Below are 20073 nucleotides of genomic sequence, written 5' to 3' on the forward strand. Positions count from 1 at the left end.
GAAACGGCATGAGCATCACCGCCACTACGGCCCTGCCGCGCAACAGGGCGCGTCGCTTGCCTGAGCAAGTGCTGCGACTTGGCATCGTCGTTCTTTTGATCGTTGTCATCACGGTTCTGGGCTGTCTTGTCTCGGATCGCTTCGGCACGCTCAATAATTTTCTGAATGTCTATGAGCAATCGACGGATCTGGCACTCGTCGCGCTCGGGCAGACTTTGACGATTCTGACGGGCGGTATCGACCTGTCTGTCGGCTCCATGATCAGTCTGCTGTCGGTCCTGACCTCGGGCATCATCAACAGCAATGGCGATCTGGTGCTCCCCGTCTGCGCCGGCATCATTGTGCTCGGCATGGTCATCGGCCTCATCAATGGCATCGCCATCGTGATGCTCAGGGTGCATCCATTGATCGTCACGCTCGGCACCGGCGCCGTGCTGCAGGGTCTGGCCCTGCTATACACCATGGCGCCTGCGGGCGGGGTGCCGGACGGTTTCGACTTCCTGGCCTATGGCCGCATCGCGGATATATCGGTCGGCGCGACGATCGTGCTCCTCGTCTATCTGCTCGCCAGTTTCCTGATGCGGCGGACGGCCACGGGTCGCAATATCTACGCGATCGGCGATGACAGACACGCTGCCGTGCTGCTGGGCTTGCCCGTCAAACGGCTGACGATGCTCGTCTACACTTTGTCCGGTCTGCTTTGCGCGATGACAGCGATCTATCTGGTCGCGCGGTTCGGGTCCGGCCAGCCTTACGCGGGGGCGAACTACACGCTCGCCTCCGTGACCCCCGTCGTTGTCGGTGGCACCATGCTGAGCGGCGGCCGCGGCGGTGTCATCGGCACGCTGCTCGGCGCCTATCTCATCGCGCTGCTCAATGACTTCCTGAATTTCCTCCACGTATCGACCGAAATCCAGCTCGTCGTGCAGGGGCTGATCATCATGCTGGCCGTTTCGGCCTATCGCGAAGGGAAGAGAGGCTGATGAAAGTGGATGCTATTCCGCAGGTCCGCTCGCTCGTCACCAAGTCAGGTCGGGGCAGCAAACCAAGGCTGAGCGACTCTATCGCGCGCTACGCGATCTACATCTTTCTCGTTCTGCTGCTCATACTGTCCGGCATCGCGGCGCCGTCCTTTCTGAGCCAGCAGAATCTCTCCAACCTCGTGCTGCAAACCGTGCCGCTGGCGATCGTTGTTATCGGCCAGGCCATTGTCATCATGACCGGCGGGCTTGATCTGTCGGTCGCCTCCGTCATGGCGACAGCGGCGGTCGCCGGCACTTGCTTCGCGGGCGGCGTCGGCGCGGTCATCGAAATACTCGTCGTATCGCTGTTCATCGGTGGCGCCACCGGGCTCGTCAACGGTCTGCTGGTCGCCAAGCGACAGGTTTCCCCCTTCCTCGCAACGCTTGCCAGCATGATCGTTCTGCAGGGTCTGCGTTTCGCCTGGACGAAGGGCGCGCCGAGCGGCGGCCTGCCACCTATCCTGCGGGTCGTCGGTTCCGGCACCTGGCACGGCATTCCGGTCAATCTGGCCGTTCTGGCCGTCCTGGCTGTCGCTGCCTGCTTCATCGTCCATTTCACGCTGCTCGGCCGGCGGTTCATGATCACAGGCGGCAACCAGGTCACGGCAAGGCTTCTCGGCTATCCTGTCGATAGGATCATCATCGGCAGTTACGTCGCCTCCGGCCTGCTGGCCGCCATCGCCGGCGTCGTTCTGGGTGGCTATGCCGAAATCGTCGATAATCAGGTCGGTCGTGGTTTCGAACTCGACAGCATTGTCGCGGCGGTCATCGGCGGTGTCGCGCTCTCGGGCGGGCGTGGCACCATCCCGGGTGCCCTGGCGGGTGCGGCCGTGCTGATGCTGGCAGCCAATGCCGTGCTGCTGCTCGGCCTGCCGATCCAGTTCCAGATCGTGCTAAAAGGCGTCGTCATCGTTCTTGCCGCCGCCTGCTACGTGCGGCGCTGACGGCAGCCGTTCAGACCAAGAAAGGCAAGCTCATGTCGATCGATTCTCTCTATCGCCTGGATGGGCGCGTCGCCGTGGTGACTGGCGCTGAGCGTGGTATCGGCGCCACCATCGCGGAGCATCTTCTGTCCCTCGGTGCCACCGTCGTCCTCGCCGACCGGTCGCCGGGCGTGCGCGAAACCGCGCAGCGTCTGGACCCGGACGGCAAACGCACGTCCTGGCTGACACTGGACGTGACGGATTCTGGCTCCCTGGATGCGGCGGCGGAAACCGTGGTCAGCCGTCACGGTCAGGTCGATATCCTGGCCGCCAATGCCGGCATCAGCTATGAGGCCGCCGCCATCGACCATACCGATGAAATTTGGCGCCGTGCGCTTTCCGTCAATCTCGACGGCAGCTTCTATTCCGCCCGCGCCTTCGCGCGCCCCATGCTGCAACGCGGCAAGGGTGCCATTGTGCTGACATCCTCGATCGCCGGCGTGAAGGTCGTCAGGCCGGAACTGCATGTCGGTTACGATGTCGCCAAGGCCGGCGTCGCGCATATGACACGCGTGCTCGGCATCGAATGGGCGAAGCAAGGCTTGCGCGTCAATGCCGTGGGTCCCGGCTATACCGATACCGAAATGCTGGCGGATGTCGGGCGCACGCAGCCCGAAGTCATGAAGATCTGGCTGGAAGACATGCCGAACGGGCGGTTGCTGCGCAAGCAGGAGATCGCCTCCGCCGTCGCCTTCCTCGCCTCGGACGCCGCATCCGGCATCAACGGCCATGTTCTGATGGTCGATGCCGGCTATTCCATTTCCTGATAAGGAGAAAAGCCATGCATTTCACCATTCATTGCCTGGACAAAGCCGGTGCTGTGGAACAAAGGCTCGCGCATTACGATGCTCATAAAGCCTATCTATCCTCGGCACCGATCACCATGCTCGTGTCAGGTCCGCTTCTGGCGCCGGATCACGAGACGATGATCGGCAGTTTCTTTCTTGTCGAAGCGGATAGCCAGGCGCAGGTTGAAGCCTTCCATAACAACGACCCCTTCAAGAAGGCGGCGATCTGGGAAAAGGTTTCGATCCATCCTTTTCTGAAGCGCGTCGATAATCGCGCTGCGACATAACAAAATCGAGGGACGACAATGGGACGCCTAGACCAAAAAATCGCGATCATAACGGGCGGCGGCACCGGTATCGGGGAAGCCACCTGCCAGCGATTCGCTGAGGAAGGGGCCAAGGTTGCGGTCTTTGAAATCAGTGCCGAGAACGGTGGCAAGACAGCGGAAAAGCTGCGTAGTCTTGGTGCTGATGCCGATTTCTTTCAAGTCGACGTGCGCGATGCGGACAGTGTTTCAAGCGCTGTCGCGGCGGTCGCAGACAAATGGGGCCAGATCGACATCCTGGTGAATAATGCGGCCATCCCGGGCGCCAATAAATTCACTCATGATCTCAGCCTTGAGGAATTCGAGGCTGTCTTCGCCGTCAATGTGCGCGGCACCTTCCTGTGTTCCAAATACGTGCTGCCGCATATGATGCAGGCGAAGCGCGGCGCGATCGTGAATTTCTCCTCGATCTATGGTCTGATCGGCAATGACGATCTGCCGCCCTATCATGCGACCAAGGGCGCGGTGCTGCTGATGACCAAGACGGACGCCATCTGCTATGCGCCTTACGGCATCCGCGTCAATTGCGTGCACCCCGGCTCGACGAAGACGCCGCTTTTCATGAAGGCGGGCGAAACCTATCCAGGCGGTCTGCAGCATTATCTCGACATGATGAAGGCGAAGCATCCGCTGACATTGGGTGAGCCGGTCGATGTCGCGAATTGCGTGCTGTTCCTGGCCTCGGATGAAGCGCGTTTTGTGACGGGCGCCAGTCTGGCCTGTGACGGCGGCTATACGGCGCAATAACACCGCCGAACAAAGGATAAACTCCATGCGCGCTGTGCGCTTTTACTCCAAGCGCGACATCCGGGTTGAGGATGTCGCGCCACCGTCTGACAACCCCGGGCCGGACGAGGTTCTGGTCGCGCCCACCGTCTGTGGCATCTGCGGCACGGATCTGCATGAATATATCGCGGGACCCATCGTCACGCCGATAGAGCCGAATGTGCTGACCGGCGCCACCCTGCCGCAGATCCTGGGCCATGAGTTCTCGGCCCGCGTCGTGAAAACCGGCGACCGCGTCAGCCATGTGAAACCGGGCGACCTGGTTTCCATCCAGCCGCTGATGGCCCCGGCGGATGACTATTATGCGCGCCGCGGGCTTCTGCATCTCAGCGAGAAGCTCGGCGTTATCGGCCTGTCCCATGCCTGGGGCGGCATGGCGGAAATGGCGATGCTGCCCGCTGCCAATGTCGTTCCCGTACCCGCCGGGCTGACGGACGTGCAGGCCGCATTGATTGAACCCGCGGCGGTCGCGGTCTACGCCGTCGATCGCGGTCGCGTGCAGGCGGGCTCCACCGTGCTCGTATCGGGGGCCGGACCGATCGGCGCCTTGACCTTGTTGGCCGCGCGCGCCGCGGGTGCCAGCACGCTGTTCGTGTCGGAACCTAACCCCAACCGGCTGCGCAAGGCGCAGGAGATCGTACCCGGCGTCATCCCCATTGATCCACGCAGTCAGAACCTTGTCGAGATCGTCCGTGCCCATACGGAAGGTGGCATCGGTGTCGATACCGCCCTCGAATGCGTCGGGCACGAGGGGTCGCTGAATGCCTGCGTCGAGGCCGTGCGGCGTCAGGGTGTGGTAGTGCAGGCCGGGCTGCACGTCCGGTCGGCTTCCGTCAATCCGATGCTCTGGGCGCTGAAGGATATCTCGATCGAAGCGACATGGTGCTATCCGGTTCATGTCTGGCCGCGCATCGCCAGCATGATCGCGGCCGGGATTTTTCCGGTCGAGCGGGTGGTCACCAGTCAGATTGACGCGAGCGATGTGGTGGAAGGTGGTTTCGAAGCGCTTCTTGATCCCGCAGGCCAGCATCTGAAGATTCTGGTCAAGGCATAAGCGATAGGGGCGCCGGACCTGTCTAGGTCCGACGCCCCTATTACTTCAGGTTCTCAGGCCTATACCGCAGAGTTCGCTTGTCAGACGGTAATGATGCAGAAGCGCCTCAACCGCGCCATTGGCGTCACCGTTGATGGCTTTCGTTGCAATGTCATTATGCTCGGCGGATTCGTCACGCGGAACACTGCCGGCTTCGCGTGCGACCTGCCGATAGCGATAGGCCTGATCCGCCAATTGCTCGCAAAAACCGATCAGGATGTCCGAGCGGCAGGCCGAGATCAATGACCGGTGGAACGCCCGATGGCGCGTTTCCCATTCGGGATTAGGCGTGCCGTTTTCCGCCCGCCGCGGTACGCGCGACAGCCGATGCAGCGCGATGACAACGCCTTCCTCCCAGCCGGCTGTGCGATGGGTCATGCTTTCCCGAAAGGCGCGTTCTTCCAACCAGCAGCGCGTGCGGGTCAGTTCCTCCAGCTCCTCCAGCGTGATCGGCATGACAAAGAAGCCGCGCTGGTCGCGACGGTCCAGAAGCCCTTCGGCGGCGAGCCGGTTCAGCGCCTCGCGCACCGGCGACGCGCCGGCACCATATTGCGCGACAGCCCATTCCACACGCAGCTTGCTATCGGGCGGAAGCCGGCAATGCAGCAGATCGTCGCGCATTTGCGCATATACCGACGATGCCAGGGTCGTCTCTCGGGCTGCAGTGCCGTCTGTCAAACATTGCCTCTCTGAAAGCCGCCCAGGCGGTGGTTCGGTTAATCCTACCATTGGCGGACCCAGCCGGACAATCGCCCCCGCCAAGGCTGCCTCCTCCCTCAGGCCGCGTCAGACAAAGCCGCCGGCACCAGCCGGAAGGTCAGGTCGACCAGCTTCTGTCCCCGCTCCTCCTGCGGCGCCACGATCAGGGACTTGCGCACCCCGAAGACCGCATCGGTGCCAAGATAGGGATCGCCTTCGAAAAAGATCTCGGTGGTCAGCGCGCGATGCCCCGGCGCCAGGATCATGAAGTGGAAATGGGCAGGGCGCCAAGCGGTTCTGCCGCCCGCGTGCAACAGGTCACCGACTGGCCCGTCATCGGGCACCTTATAGGGACCCGGCATGACGGTGACGAAGCTGAAACCGGCCGCATCGTCGCAGCGCATTTTGCAGCGGAAGGCCTGATCCGGCAGAGCCTCATCCTGGGTGGCATAAAGGCCGTTTTCAGCCGTCTGCCACATGTCGATCATGGCGCCGCTGATCGGCTTGCCAGCCGCGTCCAACACCCGTCCGCGCACCAGAACGGGCTCGCCCTCGCCCCCTGGCCGAAGATCCGCGCCCACCGGCCTCTCCGGACTGTCGGACGCATAAAACGGGCCCAGAACGCTCCCTTCCGTGGCCCCTTCTGGTGCATCCGTCATATCGACGAACGAACTGAGACCGAGAACGTCGGACAGCAGCATGAATTCATCGCGCTTTTCATTGCTGATCTCGCCGCAGCGAAACAGAAAGCCGACGGCCTTGGCCCATTCCTCATGGGTCAGCCGATTTTCCCGCGCGAAACCGTGCAGATGGCTGACAAGGCTAGCCAGCAACTGCTTCTCGCGGGCGGTTTTCATAGTAAAAGAGGCTATGACCTTGTCCGTTACATTGCCGGGGTGAATGTCATAGGCGGGCGGGCGATCCATGCCGGTCATGATCCTGTCTCCCTCAAGCGGCGGCGCGCGAGGATTCCGGCCGCGATGCCGGCTCATCCTCAATGACGTTGTGTAGAAGGCCGACGCCCTCGATCTCGACCTCGACGGTATCACCGTGACGCATCCAGAGCGGGGGTTTGCGCGCATGCCCGACGCCGGAGGGCGTGCCCATGACAATGACGTCACCGGCTTCCAGCGTGACGCATTCGGACAGCATCGCCAATGTTTCCCCGACCGGGAAGATCATCTGCGCGGTATCTGCCTGCTGCACCACATTGCCGTTCAGCCTGCAGGCGATGGACAGGCCCACCGCGCCTCGCGGCAACTCATCGGCCGTGACCAGGGCCGGACCGAACGCACCCGTCTGCTGGAAGTTCTTGCCCATGGTCCATTGGATTGTTTTGCGCTGATAATCCCGCACCGAGGCATCGTTGAAGCAGGAATAACCATAGACTGCATCAAGCCCTTCCTCGACCGTGGCATGGCGGATGGAACGCCCCATGATGACGGCAAGTTCGGCCTCGTAATCCAATTGCTCGGAGACGATCGGCCGAATAATGGCGGCGCCATGCGCGGTCAGGCTCGTGCCGCAGCGCAAAAAGGTCGTGGGCCATTCCGGCCGCTGATAGCCGCCTTCCGCCGCATGTTCCTGATAGTTGAGACCCAGACAGATCATTTTTCCAGGTGACGCGATCAGCGGCAGATAGCGGATCGACGCTTCGTCGACACGGGGCGCATTGCTTTCGACAACCCGCATCGCGGCGATGCGCAATGCCTCTCCACCCCGGACAAACGCCCCGAGATCGTCGGGAAATATGCTGTCTGCCGCTGTGAGGTCGACAATGCCGGTCGCAGTCGCCACGCCGATCGCTGGCTTCCCCTGCTGCAGAAACGATATCAGACGCATAATCCCCCCCCGGTCTGCGAGACCTTGTTTTCCTGGGTTCTAGCACCGCCGCCACTCGGTCGCTACAAAAATCGATATTTTTACGTCTGAATATATTTTGACGATAAAAACGACATATGTCGTTTGATGTCTTTTATATGCGATAGGAAATAATTTTATCGATATTTCTATTTACAACCCGGCTTCGCTGGAACAATCTGCGGCGCAGCAGAGCATAAAGCCTGCTCAACCGGCTTGAAAAAGGCCGACATACGGGGGACGCGAGCTTGGACAATGCCAAGATGCTCGAAGAATTCTTCGGCCTGACCGGAAAGATCGCCGTCGTAACAGGTGGTGCCGGTGGATTGGGCAAGGCCGTCGCCGCAGCCTATCTGACGCTGGGTGCAAAAGTCGCCATCCTGGACCTCAAGGAAGCCGAACTTCACGCTGCCGCTAGCGAACTTTCAGAGCTTGGCTCGGTTTTGCCGGTCTCCGTCGATGTGACAAAAGCCGATGACGTCGAGCGTGCTATTGCCAAAGTCAGCGATCATTTCGGCAATGCCGATATTCTCGTCACGGCGGCCGGGATCGCGCGACGCAAATCGGCGACCGAGCTGCCGCCCGAGGAATTCGACCTTGTCATGGACGTCAATGTCAAAGGCACGCTTTATTGCGCGCAAGCCTTCGGCCGTCGCCTGATCGATGCCGGCAAGCCTGGCCGCATCATAACCATCGGCTCCGTGCGCGGCCTCGTCGGTCATCCGCTCGGCTATGTTGCTTATGGCGTCAGCAAGGGGGCGGTTCATCTGCTCACCCGCCAGCTCGCCACGGAATGGGCCAAGCATGGCATCAACGTCAATTGCATCGCGCCGAGCGTTCTGAAAACGCCCCTCGCCGATTTCATATTGAAGACGCCCGAGGTTCGCGACCTGTTCATGTCGCGCATTCCGTTCGGCCGCGCGGCGGAGCCGCAGGAGCTGAGCGGAACCGCTGTCTTCCTGGCTTCGGCCGCCGCCAGTTTCATCACTGGCCAAATCCTTTTCGTCGACGGCGGCAGCGTCGCTGGATAGCTGACCGACCGTCCGATTCCGCCAAATAAAAACAAAAAAACGGAGGAACGACGACTATGACCGACCAACTGCATCGGCTTTCGCGCAAATTTTGGCAGCGCAGCCTTTCCCTGGCAGCGATTCTGGGCCTTGCCCTACCGCTCAGCCAGATCGCTGTCGCCCCGGCCAAGGCCGCCCAGAAGGGCAGCCTGATCATTGGCATCGACGAAACCGCATCCGAATATTGGGCCGAATATACCCAAGGTGCGCAAGACATCGCGAATTCGCTCGGCGCCAAGCTGATCGTCGTGACCAGCAACTATCAGGGTTCGCAGCTTCTGGCCCAGCTCGGTGCGATCTTCGCGACCGGCTGCGACCAATGCGCGCTGGCAACCGACCCGTCCTCCAACGCCTTCGTCAAGGCGGTGGTGCACCGTTCGGCCATGGCGCAGGTGCCCATCGTGACCATCTGGAATAGGCCCGAGAATATTCACCCCTGGGATACGGACCCGAAATACTGGGTCGCCCATACGTCCTTCGATGGCGTCATGTCGGGCTATTATCAGGCGCAAGCGCTGTGCAAGGCGCTCGGCGGACATGGCCAGATCGCGGCGATCGAAGGCGTGCCGTCAACGCCGCCGGCCTATCAGCGGATCGCCGGGCTGAAAAAGGCTTTGGCGGAATGCCCCGGTGTGACCTTGCTGGATACCGAGGTCGGCGACTGGCAGGAAACCAAGGCCCAGAACATCACGCGGACCTGGATCGCGCGCTACGGCAGCAAACTCAACGGCATTTTCGCGTCCAATGATGCCATGGCGCGCGGCGCGGTCGCGGCCCTTCGCGAAAAGAACCTCAACGGCAAAATTCCCGTGACGGGCTCGGATGGGTCCAAGGTCGCGCTCGATATGGTGAAAAGCGGCGATATGCTGGTCACCGTCTGGAATGACCCGGTGCTGCAAGGTGCCGTTTCCATCGCCATCGCCCATGCCGCCGCAGTCGGCGATATTGATCCGGCAAAGCTCACCCATGCGCAGCGCGATTTCTATCTGAAGCAGGAAGTCGTCGATAAATCTAACGTCGATCATTTTCTTGATCTGAAGGCGCATGCGCCGAACTACACCTATGCGGAGCTGAAGGCTGACTTCTGGAAGGACTCGGCTGGGGAACTTCCGGTCGGCGCCAACAAGTAACGCAGGCGAATGATGCGGTCGGTCTGGTCATGAAGAATATGTCTCCAACGACGAGCGCGCGCATCTCCGCGCAGCAGTCCGACCGCAGCTTCGCGCTGCACGCACGCCGCTGGCTGCAGAACCTTGGCCCGCTTGGTGTTCTGATTGTCCTGCTTCTGGTTTTCGAGGCGGCGCGGCATAACTTCCTATCGGCCGGAAACCTGGCCGCGATCGCCGAAGCCTCCGCCGTGCCGGTGATCCTGACGACAGGGTTGAGCTTCGTCATTCTGCTCGGCGCCATCGATCTCTCCATGGAAGGGGTCATGGCGGCGAGCAGCATGACCTTGTCCCTGCTCTGCGCAAATGACGTGAACGGCAATCACTGGGGCATCTGGGGCATCGCCGCCGCCATCGGCGTCGGTCTGGCCTTCGGACTGGTCAATGGTTTGCTCAACACCATCCTGCGGATGCCGTCGCTGATCGTGACACTTGGCACCTGGTTCATCGGCCTCGGCATCGCGAGCATCCTGTTTCCGTCCCAGGTGCCCACCGTTCAGGATCATTGGGTTTTGAGCATCGCCTCGACCCATATCGCGGGGCTCAGCCTGATCGTCTTTGTGGCCATTATGCTACTCGTGCTGTTTCATCTGCTGCTGCATTACACGCATCTCGGCCGCATGATCTTCGCGGTGGGCGGCGCCGAAGCGACATTGGTGATGACGGGACTGCCGGTTCCGCTGTTCAAGCTGGCGGCCTTTATCATCTCCGGTCTGATGGCTGGCATAGCCGGTGTTCTGCTCTCCGCCCGTCTGGGCGACGGCAATGCCAATATCGGCGACGGCCTGCTGTTTCCGGCGGTCAGCGCTTGCGTGTTGGGCGGCACCTTGCTCAGCGGTGGTCGCGGCGGGGTGCTGCCATCCGCGATCGGTGCCGTGGTGCTGGAAGTGCTGAACAACGGCCTTATTCAGATCGGTGCCGGTCCCTATGTGCGCAACATCATCAGCGGCGCGGTCATCCTCATCGTCGTCGCCGTCAGCGGATTGCATCTCCGGCGTAAACTGCGGGTGGTCAAGTGATGCAGCTTCTGGAAACCCGCGGCGTCGGTAAGATTTTCGGTCGCGTGACCGCGCTGGAGCAGATGGACCTCGTGCTCAACCAGGGCGAGGTGCTGGGACTTGTGGGCCAAAACGGCTCCGGCAAATCGACCCTGCTCAAGATCATCGGCGGTCTGGTGCAGCCGAGCAGCGGGGAGATGCTGTTGCATGGCAAGCCAGTGCGACTGCGCAGCCAGTCCGACGCCACCATGCACGGCATCGGTATGGTGCATCAGGAACAATCCCTGGTGCCGAACCTGACCGTCGCCGAAAACATCTTCCTCGACAAGCCCAATCCCGCCAAGGCCCAGGGCCTTTACCGCTGGAAGCAATTGTATGAGGCGGCGGCCGCGCAACTCCGCAAGATCGAGGTCGATATCGATCCGCGCGCCATTGTCGAAGACCTGCGTTTCGCGCAACGGCAGCAGGTGGAGCTTGCCAAGGTCCTGGCGGTCGAGGATCTGGTCAGTCACCCGCCCATCATCCTGTTCGATGAGCCGACATCGGTTCTGACGCCCGAAGAGATCAGGCTTCTGTTCCGGCAGATCGACCGTCTGCGCCAATCGGCCGCCATCGTCTTCGTCTCGCACAGGTTGGATGAGATCCTTCATATCAGTGACCGCGCGGTTGTCATGACCGACGGCCGCAAGGTTGCAGACGAGCCGGTCAGCGCGCTTAACCGTGAAAGCCTCTATCGCCTCATGGTCGGGCGGCAGCGCGCCATACGCGCCCCGCGTGGCATCCAAAGCGATGAGGCAGACCCATCCAAGGCAAGGCTGCAGGTGTCCGGCCTGAGCGCGGGCCAGCAGGTGCGGCCAGCCACGCTCTCGGTCGCGCCGGGCGAGATTCTCGGCCTGCTGGGTGTGCAGAGTTCGGGTGCGGAGGAATTCTGCCGTGCGCTGTTCGGTGCGGAAGATAATGTCCAAGGCAAGATCAAGCTGAACGGCGCCCAGATCAGCGTGCCATCCCCGGCGGCCGCCGTGCAGGCGGGCATCGGCTATCTGCCCGCCAATCGCCATGTCGAAGGCATGCTGAAGGGCCGCACGCTTGTGGAAAACATGGCCCTGACCTTCGGGCTGGATTACGGGCATCGTGGAATTCTCGTCAATCGCCGGGCGGAACGGCAGGTGGCAACGGAGTGGATCGGTCGTCTGAAGGTCAAGACGCGGTCGGCCGATGCGCGCATCGACGATCTGAGCGGCGGCAATCAGCAGAAGGTCGTGCTCGGCAAATGGCTGCTGTCCCGCCGCCTGCAATTGCTGCTGCTCGATCATCCGACGCGGGGGCTCGATCCTGGTGCGCGGGATGATCTGTTCGCGGTCATCCGCGCCGAAGCGGCCAAGGGCCTGTCCGTCATCTTCATCGCGGACACGATCGGTGAAGTGCTGGACTTGTCGGATCGGGTCATCGTCATGCGCGACGGTACGATGAGCGCCGAATACAACCTCAACCGAGGGGACGCGCCGAGCGAGGAAGACCTCGTTCGGGCGATGGTGTGACCATGTCTCATGTCCAGCCTGCCACTGATCCGTTGGTCCCCGCGAAACCCGGCTTCGCGGAGCGGCGGGCGGCTCTGCGGCGCGGCGTGCCGCTCGCCGTTCTTATCCTTCTCGTCGGCGTCAGTGCCATCATCGCACCGGGAACATTGTCACCCGCCGCGCTCAATGGCTTCATCTCGGACGCAGCACCGCTGATGATCCTTGTCATCGGCAGCACGATCCCCATCCTGACCGGCAGTATTGACCTGTCCGTCGCCGGCATCGCCTCCATCACCGGCGTAATGCTGGTCGTGCTGGCGCCAATCTTCGGCCCTTGGACCTGCCTGGTGGTCGTGCTTCTCGCGCTTCTTTTTGGCGCGCTGCAGGGCTGGCTGCATGCCTGGCTGCAGATACCCTCCTTCATCACCACGCTCGGCACGCTCAGCATGCTATCCGGCCTGTCGCTTTTGCTTTCGAACGCGACGGCGCAACCGCTGCCGGACAGCGATCCCTTCATCAATCTTCTCGGCGATACCAGCTTCGATATACCCAATACGGGCTTTGCCACTTTGGTGCTGGTCGCCGTCCTGGCGCTGGTGATGCGTTATACAAGGATCGGGCGTGACCTTTTCGCGCTCGGCGCGGGTGAGCGGGCAGCCCTGATGTCAGGGGTTCGCAACGTGCGCCTGCGCAGCTTCGCCTTTGCTATCTCCGCCGGGTGCGCAGCGCTGGCGGGGCTGGCTCTCGTCTCCGTGACCCAGTTCAGCTCTCCGACACTGGCCGGCAATCTGCTTCTGCTCTCGATCGTCGGCGTCGTTCTGGGCGGAACCGCCATATCGGGCGGGGTCGGCGGTCTTTGGGCCGGTGTCATTGGCGGTCTTATCACCGCCTGGCTGCGGGTCGCGACGGTGCTGATCGGGGTGAAACCGACCGGGCAATATATCGTTTTCGGCGTCATGGCGCTGATCGCCGTCTTCCTCACGACCGATCGCACCAAGATCGGCATCATCAAATAACAAGGATCATCCGGAATGCTGTTTGCCATTCATTGTCTGGACAAGCCGGACGGGCTGGAAAAGCGCCTCGCCCATCACGCGGCGCATCGCGCCTATCTTCAGGAGGGCCATGCGCATCTTGTCGTGGCGGGGCCGCTTGTCTCAGATGACGGGGAGACGATGATCGGCAGTCTTTTCCTGGTCGAAGTGCCGTCACGCGCCGCTGCCGAAGCGTTCAATGCCCAGGACCCCTTCGTCAAGGAAGGCATCTGGGGACAGGTCATCATCCGCCGATTCGACAAGAAGACTGACAACCGCTGAGATCGGCGCCCCTGTTAAGGGCGCCGCAGCCTGCCTGGGTTTAACTCTACATGATCGCCTGAATCAACGGCGCTTCGCTGAAAACGATCGCCGGCCGTTGCATTGAAAAAAGGCCGAGCGATTCCGTCCAGGCTTCGCGTGAGATGCGGGCGAGTTCCCAATGCGCAGGCCTAGCCAAACTATCCAGCGGCAGGCTTGTGCTCGGTGCGAGGCGATAAAGACAGGTATGACCGGAGGCCGACATTGCCGTTGGAAGCGAGGATGGCAATAACTGGCCATGGACCAGAATGACCGCGCCAGGCGCGGCGCAATTTTCCAGCGTCAAACTCTCAAGAAAACTGACCAGATAGGGAAGCTGAGCGGCCCCGGCGGTCCAGGCTAATGCGACACGATTGGCCCGGAACGGCGAATGGGCGGTGGAAACACCCAAAGGCTGGCGGAGCGTCGTGTAACTATGGGGCGCAACCGGTTGCCGTCGCTCAAGAAAATCTTCAATCTCGAACCCAATAAGGCCTAGCTGGTTTGAGCGATCATTTAAGCGAATGGAATCCACAGAGCCGAGTACCATCCCCTCCCCCTTTTTATAATTTTAAAAGCTTCCGAGCTTTTCTTTCCTTGATATTACCGCATAAGTTTCCGTCAAAACAGAGCTAAGATAGGAGCCAGGGGATATGACCCAACCGATTGATATCGTTGCAGTCCTCACCATAAAGGCCGGACACGAGGCTGAGATCTTTGAGTCGGCGGTTCGCTGCACTGCAGCAAGCCGCAAAGAAGAAGGCTGCCTGCTCTACAAGCCCTACCGCTCGCAGGAAACCTCCCCCCAGCTCATTTTTGTGGAGCGCTGGAAGGACAAGGCAGCCATCGCATTTCATGAAAGCACCGAGCACTTCAAAGCCTTCATCGCGTCTATGGATGGCAAGCTGACGAAAGCGCCCGAGATTCTTCTGCTCGATGAGCTTGGATAAGCTGGCGGCTCAGCCAAGACCGGTGACAATGCCTCCGTCGCACCGGAGGGAAGCGCCCGTTGTCGAGCCTGCCATTTCGCTACAGACAAAGGCGATCATGGCCCCTATTTCATCCGTCGATGAAAAGCGGCGATTGAGCGATGTCGGACGCGCGCGATCGAAGAACTCTTTCTCGATCTCTTCGACCGCGCGCCCTGTCCGCTTCGCCTCGTCGACGATCATGGCCACCATGCCTTCTGTATTTGTCGGACCTGGTAGAACGCTGTTGACCGTCACACCGCTCCCACCCAGTTCGACAGCCAGCCCTCGGGCAACAGCGATCTGCGCGGTTTTGGAAACGCCATAGTGGATCATGTCGACCGGTGTCAGCAGGCCACTCTCGCTTGAAATAAAGACGATACGGCCCCAAGCGCGACTGCGCATGCCTTCGCCGTAAAGTCGAGCCAACCTGACACCCGATAAAACATTGACCTCAAACAATCGGCGCCAATCATCGTCCGAGATTTGAAAATAGGATTTTCGTTCGTATATTCCAACATTATTGACAAGAATGTCCAAGTGTGGGACGGCAGCAGCAATTGCGGCAGCGCCCTCAGCCGTGCTGACATCTGCAGCGATGCCGGTCACAGATACGGCTGGGGCCAGTAATTGAACCTCAGCCACGGCTTGATCGACGGCAGCCTGTGTACGGCCATTGATGATCATATCGGCGCCCGCACGCGCAATGGCTTTAGCCGCAGCCAATCCGATCCCGGTCGTGGACCCGGTCACCAACGCTAAACGACCTGCATTAATTTGCATCTGCGAATTCCTTTCACGCATCGAGACCTGCCAGACCGGTCTACCGAACTCCCGAAACCGTCACATAATTTTTGACGATCGGCTCAGCCATACACCGTTCCATCGTCATCATGACCTTAGCCGCAATCGCAATATAAAAGCGGAATGCCAAGCAGAAGTCTCGCCAGATCAAACACCAATCTGGCCAGCATGAAAACCGTAAGAACGGCAGGGCATCACAAGATCGCGAAAGGCATGCCCGGAGATCCCGTGGCGCCGACGATCGACAGGGGCGAAAATACATAGACGAATTCCGAGACGCTTCTCTCGGCCAAAGCATCAAGCGCCATGCCTTCATGAAGGTATATCCCATGGCGCATGATGAGGTGCTGATGGCAAGGCAGCACATAGTCCGGATCAGCCGGGGGCATGACCTCTATGGCGAAATTATCGGCACCGATCACGCTGGGTTGAAACGCGGACAAGTATTGCGCCGCGGGCAATCCGATCCCGGGCGAACTATCGTACCATGTCACGGCCTCGGTATAGAAACGCGACCCGTGCCCGGTTCTTATGAGGACGACATCGCCTGGCCTTAACCAGCCTTCGGTCGGCAGTCCCTGTCGCCGAAGGCAGAATATCAGATCATCGGTTGTGATCTCTGTCCCACGCGGCAAAGGCTCCCCTTTCAACCCCTGAATATCGAGGAGGACCGCCCGCGCGACGAAGATCGGTGCATGCTCAATACCAAGCCGCTTCAGGCCCGTCTCCGACCACACATCCGCAAGCCGGTTGCCGTTATAGAGAAGCGTTTCGCAATGCCCGCAACCGCCGGCCGCCTGATGCCCCAGGTGGCCGAGCGCATCCATATGCGTCCCCATCTGGCCGATTTCGGTGCAAACGAAATCGTCATTCCAGATCGTTCGGCTTTTGGCGCCGACCGGGCCACCCGTGCCGCTCGACTGCCCTTGCAACCTGAGCGAGAACGAGCGCCCCGGGGAAAACGGCATATCGGGTGTATAGGGGAAGCCGAGAGGAATCGTTTCCCCAGAGCGTGCAAGTGTGAGCGCTTCAAGGACCTTTGCCGGACTAAGCAGATTGCCGTTGCCGCGCTGATCCTCTGCCCCCCATCGCGAGGGAAACCAATCCTCGCCAAGCGCCGGATTGTCATCCGCACTCATGACATCCCCCCACGCAGACCGCCGACGCCCGCGAAGCTGCGGCGCCGCCGCAGAAACGCATAGCCACCCTCGGCCAGTATCAAGGAAATGAGGAGCACCCCACTCGCCAGGCTTTGGGCCCAGAATGGCGCGCCAAGGCTGGCAATACCGCTCACGAGAAAGCGCAGCGTAAAAAGGCCGATCATAATGCCGACGACACTCCCACGACCTCCTCGGAGCGCGACACCGCCAATCAGGCAGACCGTCACGGCATCCAGCAAGACGGCATCGTAACCCAAGGGCGTCGCGCTGTCGGATTGCAACGACATCACGGCGCCCGCCAGGCCGGCAAGCCCCGCTGACATCGCGAAGGCCAGGACGAGCGGGCGACGAACCGAGACGCCGGCGGCGCGGGCTTCCGTGCGGCCACCACCAATGGCGTAGATTTCGCGCCCCCAGGACGTAAAGGTCGTCAGGCCAAAGATCAGCAAGGCGACGACGATCAGCAAACCGCCCAAAGGTGACAGGAACAGCCAATGCGCACTGAGGAAGTCCGTCGCGTCCAGATCGGCGATTGGAATATTGACCGTCTGCTCGCCGGCCAGCAGCAGAGCGAAGCCACGAAAGGCAATCAAAGTTCCGACCGTAAAGATCAACGAATTAATTCTCAGCCTTGCGATGAACCAGCCCTGAGCCGCGCCGACCAAAGCGGCGAGAGCCGTTGAGGCCACAAGAGCCGGTAAAACGCCGAATGTTTCGAGTTTTATCGATAGAACGCCGGCCAAGGCCGCCATCGACCCGACGGACAGGTCCATCTCCCCTGCAACCATGGTCAATCCGACACCGAGCGCGATAACGCCCGTCAGAAAGGCGCCGTCGAGCAGGGACGCAATGCCCGCAACATGATAGTAACTGGGTTCGCGCGTCGCGAAACCCGCGTAAACGACAAGCATGAGCGCGAAGCGCGCCGCGAATTCGCGCATCCTGTCCTGCCGGATCATCGATGCTTTCTTCCCAGAACATGAAAGGTTCCCGTGGCCGCGACCACGACCAATCCGACGATCGCAATGCGAAGACCCGCCGAAAATCCGTTCAGAAGCATGAGATTCTCAAGAAGCGAGATAAGGATGGCCCCTAAAGCCGCTTGAAGCGGCGACCCCTCGCCGCCCCGCAGCGCAATGCCGCCCACCAGAACAGCCGCGATATAGTCAAAGTCATAACCACTGAACAGATTAGCCCTTGCCTCCGAGAACTGACAGACCGTGAACAAGGCAACGACCGCCACCATCAGGGACATGATCACGAGGGCCGTGCAGATGACACCATCGACGCCGATGCCGCTGGCATGTGCCGCGTCTCGGCTGGCACCGGTCAAAATCACTCTCCGTCCCAGACTTGTGCGACGGATGAGGAACCAGGCGAAAACCGTCAGGATCAGGAAAGCCCAACTCTGCGTCGGCACGCCCAAAGGCCGTCCTGTGCCAATCCAAATGGCCGCAGCGCCATTGATCCGCAGCACACCATTGCTGCTCAAGATCGATGCCAGGCCACGAAACGCAGCACCAAAGGCCAGTGTCGCGATGATGGGATTGCCTGTGATCACCACGGCGACGCCTTGAAGGCCACCGGCCGCTATGGCCACCACAATTACGGCAACGACCCCGGCCGCCAAGCCCAGACTGGCTGTCACGATCGCAAAAATAACGGCGAGGAATGCCCCGAGAGAGGCCGCCGAGAGAGCAAAGAGATTCCCCGACAGCGTAATCACGCTCATGCCCACCGCGACGATGCCTGTCATGGACGCCGCGCGGACAATCACCAGGGCGTTGCCGAAGGTCAGGAATGATGGAGTGGCAGCGCCTGCTATAATAAACAGGGCAAGAACGCCTATCATGACGATGAACGCGGGCCATTGTCCTGCGTCACGCGACAAGTGCTGCCGCAGGCTCACTGATAAACTGGGCGGAATCATCACCTAGGCCGCCAGGTCCGGATGGGTGATCGCACGGGTCATGCTTTCCACCGTCATGGTCGAAGCCGGTGCGAGGTCGATGAGGCGTCCTCGAAAAAATGTGCCGACACGATCCGCAAGACCATGTACCTCATGCGTGTCCGACGACGAAAACAGCACAGACAATCCGGCATCCGTTTGGCGTCGCAAATGGCGATAGATTTCGGCGCGTGCGCCGACATCGACGCCGCGCGTCGGTTCCTCCACCATCAAAATCGAGGGATCAAGACCGATCCATTTACCAAGCGCGACCTTTTGTTGATTGCCGCCGCTGAGATTGCCCGCCAACCGGCCGAGCTTGTTCACATCGATATCGAATTGCTGGGCAATGCCGCGTGCTCGCACCGCTTCTCGGGTGCGGTCAATGACCCCCAGGCGCGAAATCCCATCGATCGTCGGCGCCGTGAGGTTTTCGAACAGATTGCGGGCCGCGAAAATCCCATCTCTCTTGCGGTCATCGGAGCAGAACGCGATCTGAGCGGCGATACTCGCATGGGCGGAGGACGGCGTAAACGGTTTGCCGTGGAGTGATATCGACCCTTGCTGGATTGGCAAAAGCCCCGCCATCATCTTCAAAATCGCATTCGCGCCACTGCCGATCTGGCCGGCAAAGCCGATCATCTCGCCCTTGCGCAAGGTCAGGCTGATCGGCGCGGTCAAGCCTGGGCAAAGACAGTCCTTGATGACAAGCAATTCATCCCCGCCCCCTCCGCGCCGCTCCGGAAACATCTGATCCAATCGCCGGCCAAGCATCATCTCGATCAGTTGATCGACGGTCACGCTGCTGGTTGCGACGGCTGGAAAACTGCGCCCGTTGCGGATGATGGTTGCACGTCCGGCCAATTCAAAAACCTCACCCAGGCGATGCGTGACATAGACGACCGCGCATCCTTCCGCCGCCAGCGCCCGCACAGCGGCTTTGACCCGATCGATTTCGGTCTCGGACAAGGTCGCTGTCGGCTCATCCAGGATGGCAATGCGCGTCTTGCGCGATAATAGCCGCGCAATTTCGATCAACTGGCGCTCGGCCACAGAAAAGCTCTCAGCCGGCCGCAAAGCGTCAATATAGCCAAGACCGACCCGCTCCAGATAAGGACGCGCGAGCCGGGCAAGCCGGCTTTGGCTGCGGAAAACGCCGATAGTCGTATCACCCAGAAGCACATTTTCGGCGACGCTCAGGCAACCGATCACGCTCAGTTCCTGCGCGACGTAAGAAATGCCCATTGCTTTCGCTTGGCCGGGAGACGCGATCGCGCGCACCGCGCCATTGACCTCAATGCTGCCGGCGTCCGGATGTTCAAGTCCGGAGAGGATTTTGACGAGCGTGCTTTTGCCGGCGCCATTCTCGCCCAGCAAAGCCATAACTTCCCCGGCAGCGACCTCCAGATCGACATGCTCCAAAGCAAGCGTTGCACCGTAGCGCTTGGCGATGTTTTGCATCCGGAGCATTCAGCCGTCTCCCAACAAAGCCAGTGCCTGTGCGGCAACCATCGCAGGAAAAGTCTCGAATCCTTCTGGTCCGATCAGGCA

Annotated in this window: 22 protein-coding genes; 13 read left to right on the forward strand and 9 right to left on the reverse strand. The window is 60.8% G+C overall.

The window, feature by feature from the left end; genetic code table 11:
• Positions 1 to 8: 8 nt before the first annotated feature.
• Genes ACELLULO517_RS14740 through ACELLULO517_RS14765 form a run of 6 tightly spaced genes read left to right on the forward strand, consistent with a single transcriptional unit; the run spans position 9 to position 4959 of the window.
• Positions 9 to 983, forward strand: coding sequence for an ABC transporter permease (locus tag ACELLULO517_RS14740; RefSeq protein WP_227308168.1), 975 nt, complete (start codon positions 9 to 11; stop codon positions 981 to 983).
• The gene (locus ACELLULO517_RS14745; protein ID WP_227308169.1) at positions 983 to 1966 is read left to right on the forward strand and encodes an ABC transporter permease; all 984 of its coding nucleotides are present in this window, start codon (positions 983 to 985) and stop codon (positions 1964 to 1966) included. The genes ACELLULO517_RS14740 and ACELLULO517_RS14745 overlap by 1 nt, the downstream gene beginning before the upstream one ends.
• Positions 1967 to 1998: 32 nt before the next feature.
• Positions 1999 to 2772 (forward strand): SDR family NAD(P)-dependent oxidoreductase, encoded by a 774-nt coding sequence (locus ACELLULO517_RS14750; RefSeq protein ID WP_227308170.1) that lies wholly within the window; start codon positions 1999 to 2001, stop codon positions 2770 to 2772.
• Positions 2773 to 2786: 14 nt separating this feature from the next.
• The gene (locus ACELLULO517_RS14755; protein ID WP_227308171.1) at positions 2787 to 3080 is read left to right on the forward strand and encodes a YciI family protein; all 294 of its coding nucleotides are present in this window, start codon (positions 2787 to 2789) and stop codon (positions 3078 to 3080) included.
• Between the two features lie 18 nt (positions 3081 to 3098).
• The gene (locus tag ACELLULO517_RS14760) at positions 3099 to 3866 is read left to right on the forward strand and encodes an SDR family NAD(P)-dependent oxidoreductase (RefSeq protein ID WP_227308172.1); all 768 of its coding nucleotides are present in this window, start codon (positions 3099 to 3101) and stop codon (positions 3864 to 3866) included.
• A gap of 25 nt (positions 3867 to 3891) precedes the next feature.
• Positions 3892 to 4959 (forward strand): alcohol dehydrogenase catalytic domain-containing protein, encoded by a 1068-nt coding sequence (locus ACELLULO517_RS14765; protein WP_227308173.1) that lies wholly within the window; start codon positions 3892 to 3894, stop codon positions 4957 to 4959.
• Positions 4960 to 5004: 45 nt separating this feature from the next.
• Here ACELLULO517_RS14765 and ACELLULO517_RS14770 read toward each other — a convergent pair whose 3' ends face one another.
• From ACELLULO517_RS14770 to ACELLULO517_RS14780, 3 genes are read right to left on the reverse strand one after another with little or no spacing between them, the layout of a single operon-like run.
• On the reverse strand, positions 5005 to 5727 hold the full coding sequence (locus ACELLULO517_RS14770) for a GntR family transcriptional regulator (protein ID WP_227308204.1): 723 nt from the start codon (positions 5725 to 5727) through the stop codon (positions 5005 to 5007).
• 47 nt (positions 5728 to 5774) lie between these two features.
• Complete coding sequence (locus ACELLULO517_RS14775) at positions 5775 to 6632, reverse strand: dioxygenase family protein (protein ID WP_227308174.1); 858 nt, start codon at positions 6630 to 6632, stop codon at positions 5775 to 5777.
• 13 nt (positions 6633 to 6645) lie between these two features.
• Complete coding sequence (locus tag ACELLULO517_RS14780; RefSeq protein WP_227308175.1) at positions 6646 to 7539, reverse strand: fumarylacetoacetate hydrolase family protein; 894 nt, start codon at positions 7537 to 7539, stop codon at positions 6646 to 6648.
• A gap of 281 nt (positions 7540 to 7820) precedes the next feature.
• On the opposite strand from ACELLULO517_RS14780, the gene ACELLULO517_RS14785 reads away from it, so the two are divergent.
• From ACELLULO517_RS14785 to ACELLULO517_RS14810, 6 genes are read left to right on the forward strand one after another with little or no spacing between them, the layout of a single operon-like run.
• A complete protein-coding gene (locus ACELLULO517_RS14785; RefSeq protein WP_227308176.1) occupies positions 7821 to 8588 on the forward strand; it encodes an SDR family NAD(P)-dependent oxidoreductase in 768 nt (255 codons plus the stop codon).
• A 56-nt stretch (positions 8589 to 8644) separates the two neighbouring features.
• The gene (locus ACELLULO517_RS14790; protein WP_227308177.1) at positions 8645 to 9757 is read left to right on the forward strand and encodes a sugar ABC transporter substrate-binding protein; all 1113 of its coding nucleotides are present in this window, start codon (positions 8645 to 8647) and stop codon (positions 9755 to 9757) included.
• A gap of 29 nt (positions 9758 to 9786) precedes the next feature.
• Positions 9787 to 10812 carry an ABC transporter permease gene (locus ACELLULO517_RS14795; RefSeq protein ID WP_227308178.1) on the forward strand — a complete coding sequence of 342 codons (1026 nt, stop codon included), beginning with the start codon at positions 9787 to 9789 and terminating at the stop codon, positions 10810 to 10812.
• Positions 10812 to 12329, forward strand: a complete 1518-nt coding sequence (locus tag ACELLULO517_RS14800) for a sugar ABC transporter ATP-binding protein (RefSeq protein WP_227308179.1) — start codon at positions 10812 to 10814, stop codon at positions 12327 to 12329. The genes ACELLULO517_RS14795 and ACELLULO517_RS14800 overlap by 1 nt, the downstream gene beginning before the upstream one ends.
• Before the next feature lie 2 nt (positions 12330 to 12331).
• A complete protein-coding gene (locus ACELLULO517_RS14805; RefSeq protein ID WP_227308180.1) occupies positions 12332 to 13324 on the forward strand; it encodes an ABC transporter permease in 993 nt (330 codons plus the stop codon).
• A 15-nt stretch (positions 13325 to 13339) separates the two neighbouring features.
• Positions 13340 to 13624 (forward strand): YciI family protein, encoded by a 285-nt coding sequence (locus ACELLULO517_RS14810; RefSeq protein ID WP_227308181.1) that lies wholly within the window; start codon positions 13340 to 13342, stop codon positions 13622 to 13624.
• Between the two features lie 46 nt (positions 13625 to 13670).
• Here ACELLULO517_RS14810 and ACELLULO517_RS14815 read toward each other — a convergent pair whose 3' ends face one another.
• Positions 13671 to 14054 (reverse strand): hypothetical protein, encoded by a 384-nt coding sequence (locus ACELLULO517_RS14815; RefSeq protein WP_227308182.1) that lies wholly within the window; start codon positions 14052 to 14054, stop codon positions 13671 to 13673.
• Between the two features lie 241 nt (positions 14055 to 14295).
• On the opposite strand from ACELLULO517_RS14815, the gene ACELLULO517_RS14820 reads away from it, so the two are divergent.
• Positions 14296 to 14592 (forward strand): putative quinol monooxygenase, encoded by a 297-nt coding sequence (locus ACELLULO517_RS14820; RefSeq protein WP_227308183.1) that lies wholly within the window; start codon positions 14296 to 14298, stop codon positions 14590 to 14592.
• Positions 14593 to 14601: 9 nt separating this feature from the next.
• Here the strand turns inward: ACELLULO517_RS14820 and ACELLULO517_RS14825 are convergent, their stop codons facing one another.
• From ACELLULO517_RS14825 to ACELLULO517_RS14845, 5 genes are all read right to left on the reverse strand, one after another.
• Positions 14602 to 15393 (reverse strand): SDR family NAD(P)-dependent oxidoreductase, encoded by a 792-nt coding sequence (locus tag ACELLULO517_RS14825; RefSeq protein WP_227308184.1) that lies wholly within the window; start codon positions 15391 to 15393, stop codon positions 14602 to 14604.
• 215 nt (positions 15394 to 15608) lie between these two features.
• A complete protein-coding gene (locus ACELLULO517_RS14830; protein ID WP_227308185.1) occupies positions 15609 to 16553 on the reverse strand; it encodes a cyclase family protein in 945 nt (314 codons plus the stop codon).
• The gene (locus ACELLULO517_RS14835; RefSeq protein ID WP_227308186.1) at positions 16550 to 17533 is read right to left on the reverse strand and encodes an ABC transporter permease; all 984 of its coding nucleotides are present in this window, start codon (positions 17531 to 17533) and stop codon (positions 16550 to 16552) included. The genes ACELLULO517_RS14830 and ACELLULO517_RS14835 overlap by 4 nt, the downstream gene beginning before the upstream one ends.
• Positions 17530 to 18504, reverse strand: coding sequence for an ABC transporter permease (locus ACELLULO517_RS14840; RefSeq protein ID WP_319796428.1), 975 nt, complete (start codon positions 18502 to 18504; stop codon positions 17530 to 17532). Before ACELLULO517_RS14840 ends, ACELLULO517_RS14835 begins: the two co-directional genes overlap by 4 nt.
• A 3-nt stretch (positions 18505 to 18507) precedes the next feature.
• The gene (locus ACELLULO517_RS14845; RefSeq protein ID WP_227308187.1) at positions 18508 to 19992 is read right to left on the reverse strand and encodes a sugar ABC transporter ATP-binding protein; all 1485 of its coding nucleotides are present in this window, start codon (positions 19990 to 19992) and stop codon (positions 18508 to 18510) included.
• Between the last annotated feature and the right edge of the window lie 81 nt (positions 19993 to 20073).

It is taken from the genome of Acidisoma cellulosilyticum, assembly GCF_020621385.1.
GTDB lineage: Bacteria > Pseudomonadota > Alphaproteobacteria > Acetobacterales > Acetobacteraceae > Acidisoma > Acidisoma cellulosilyticum.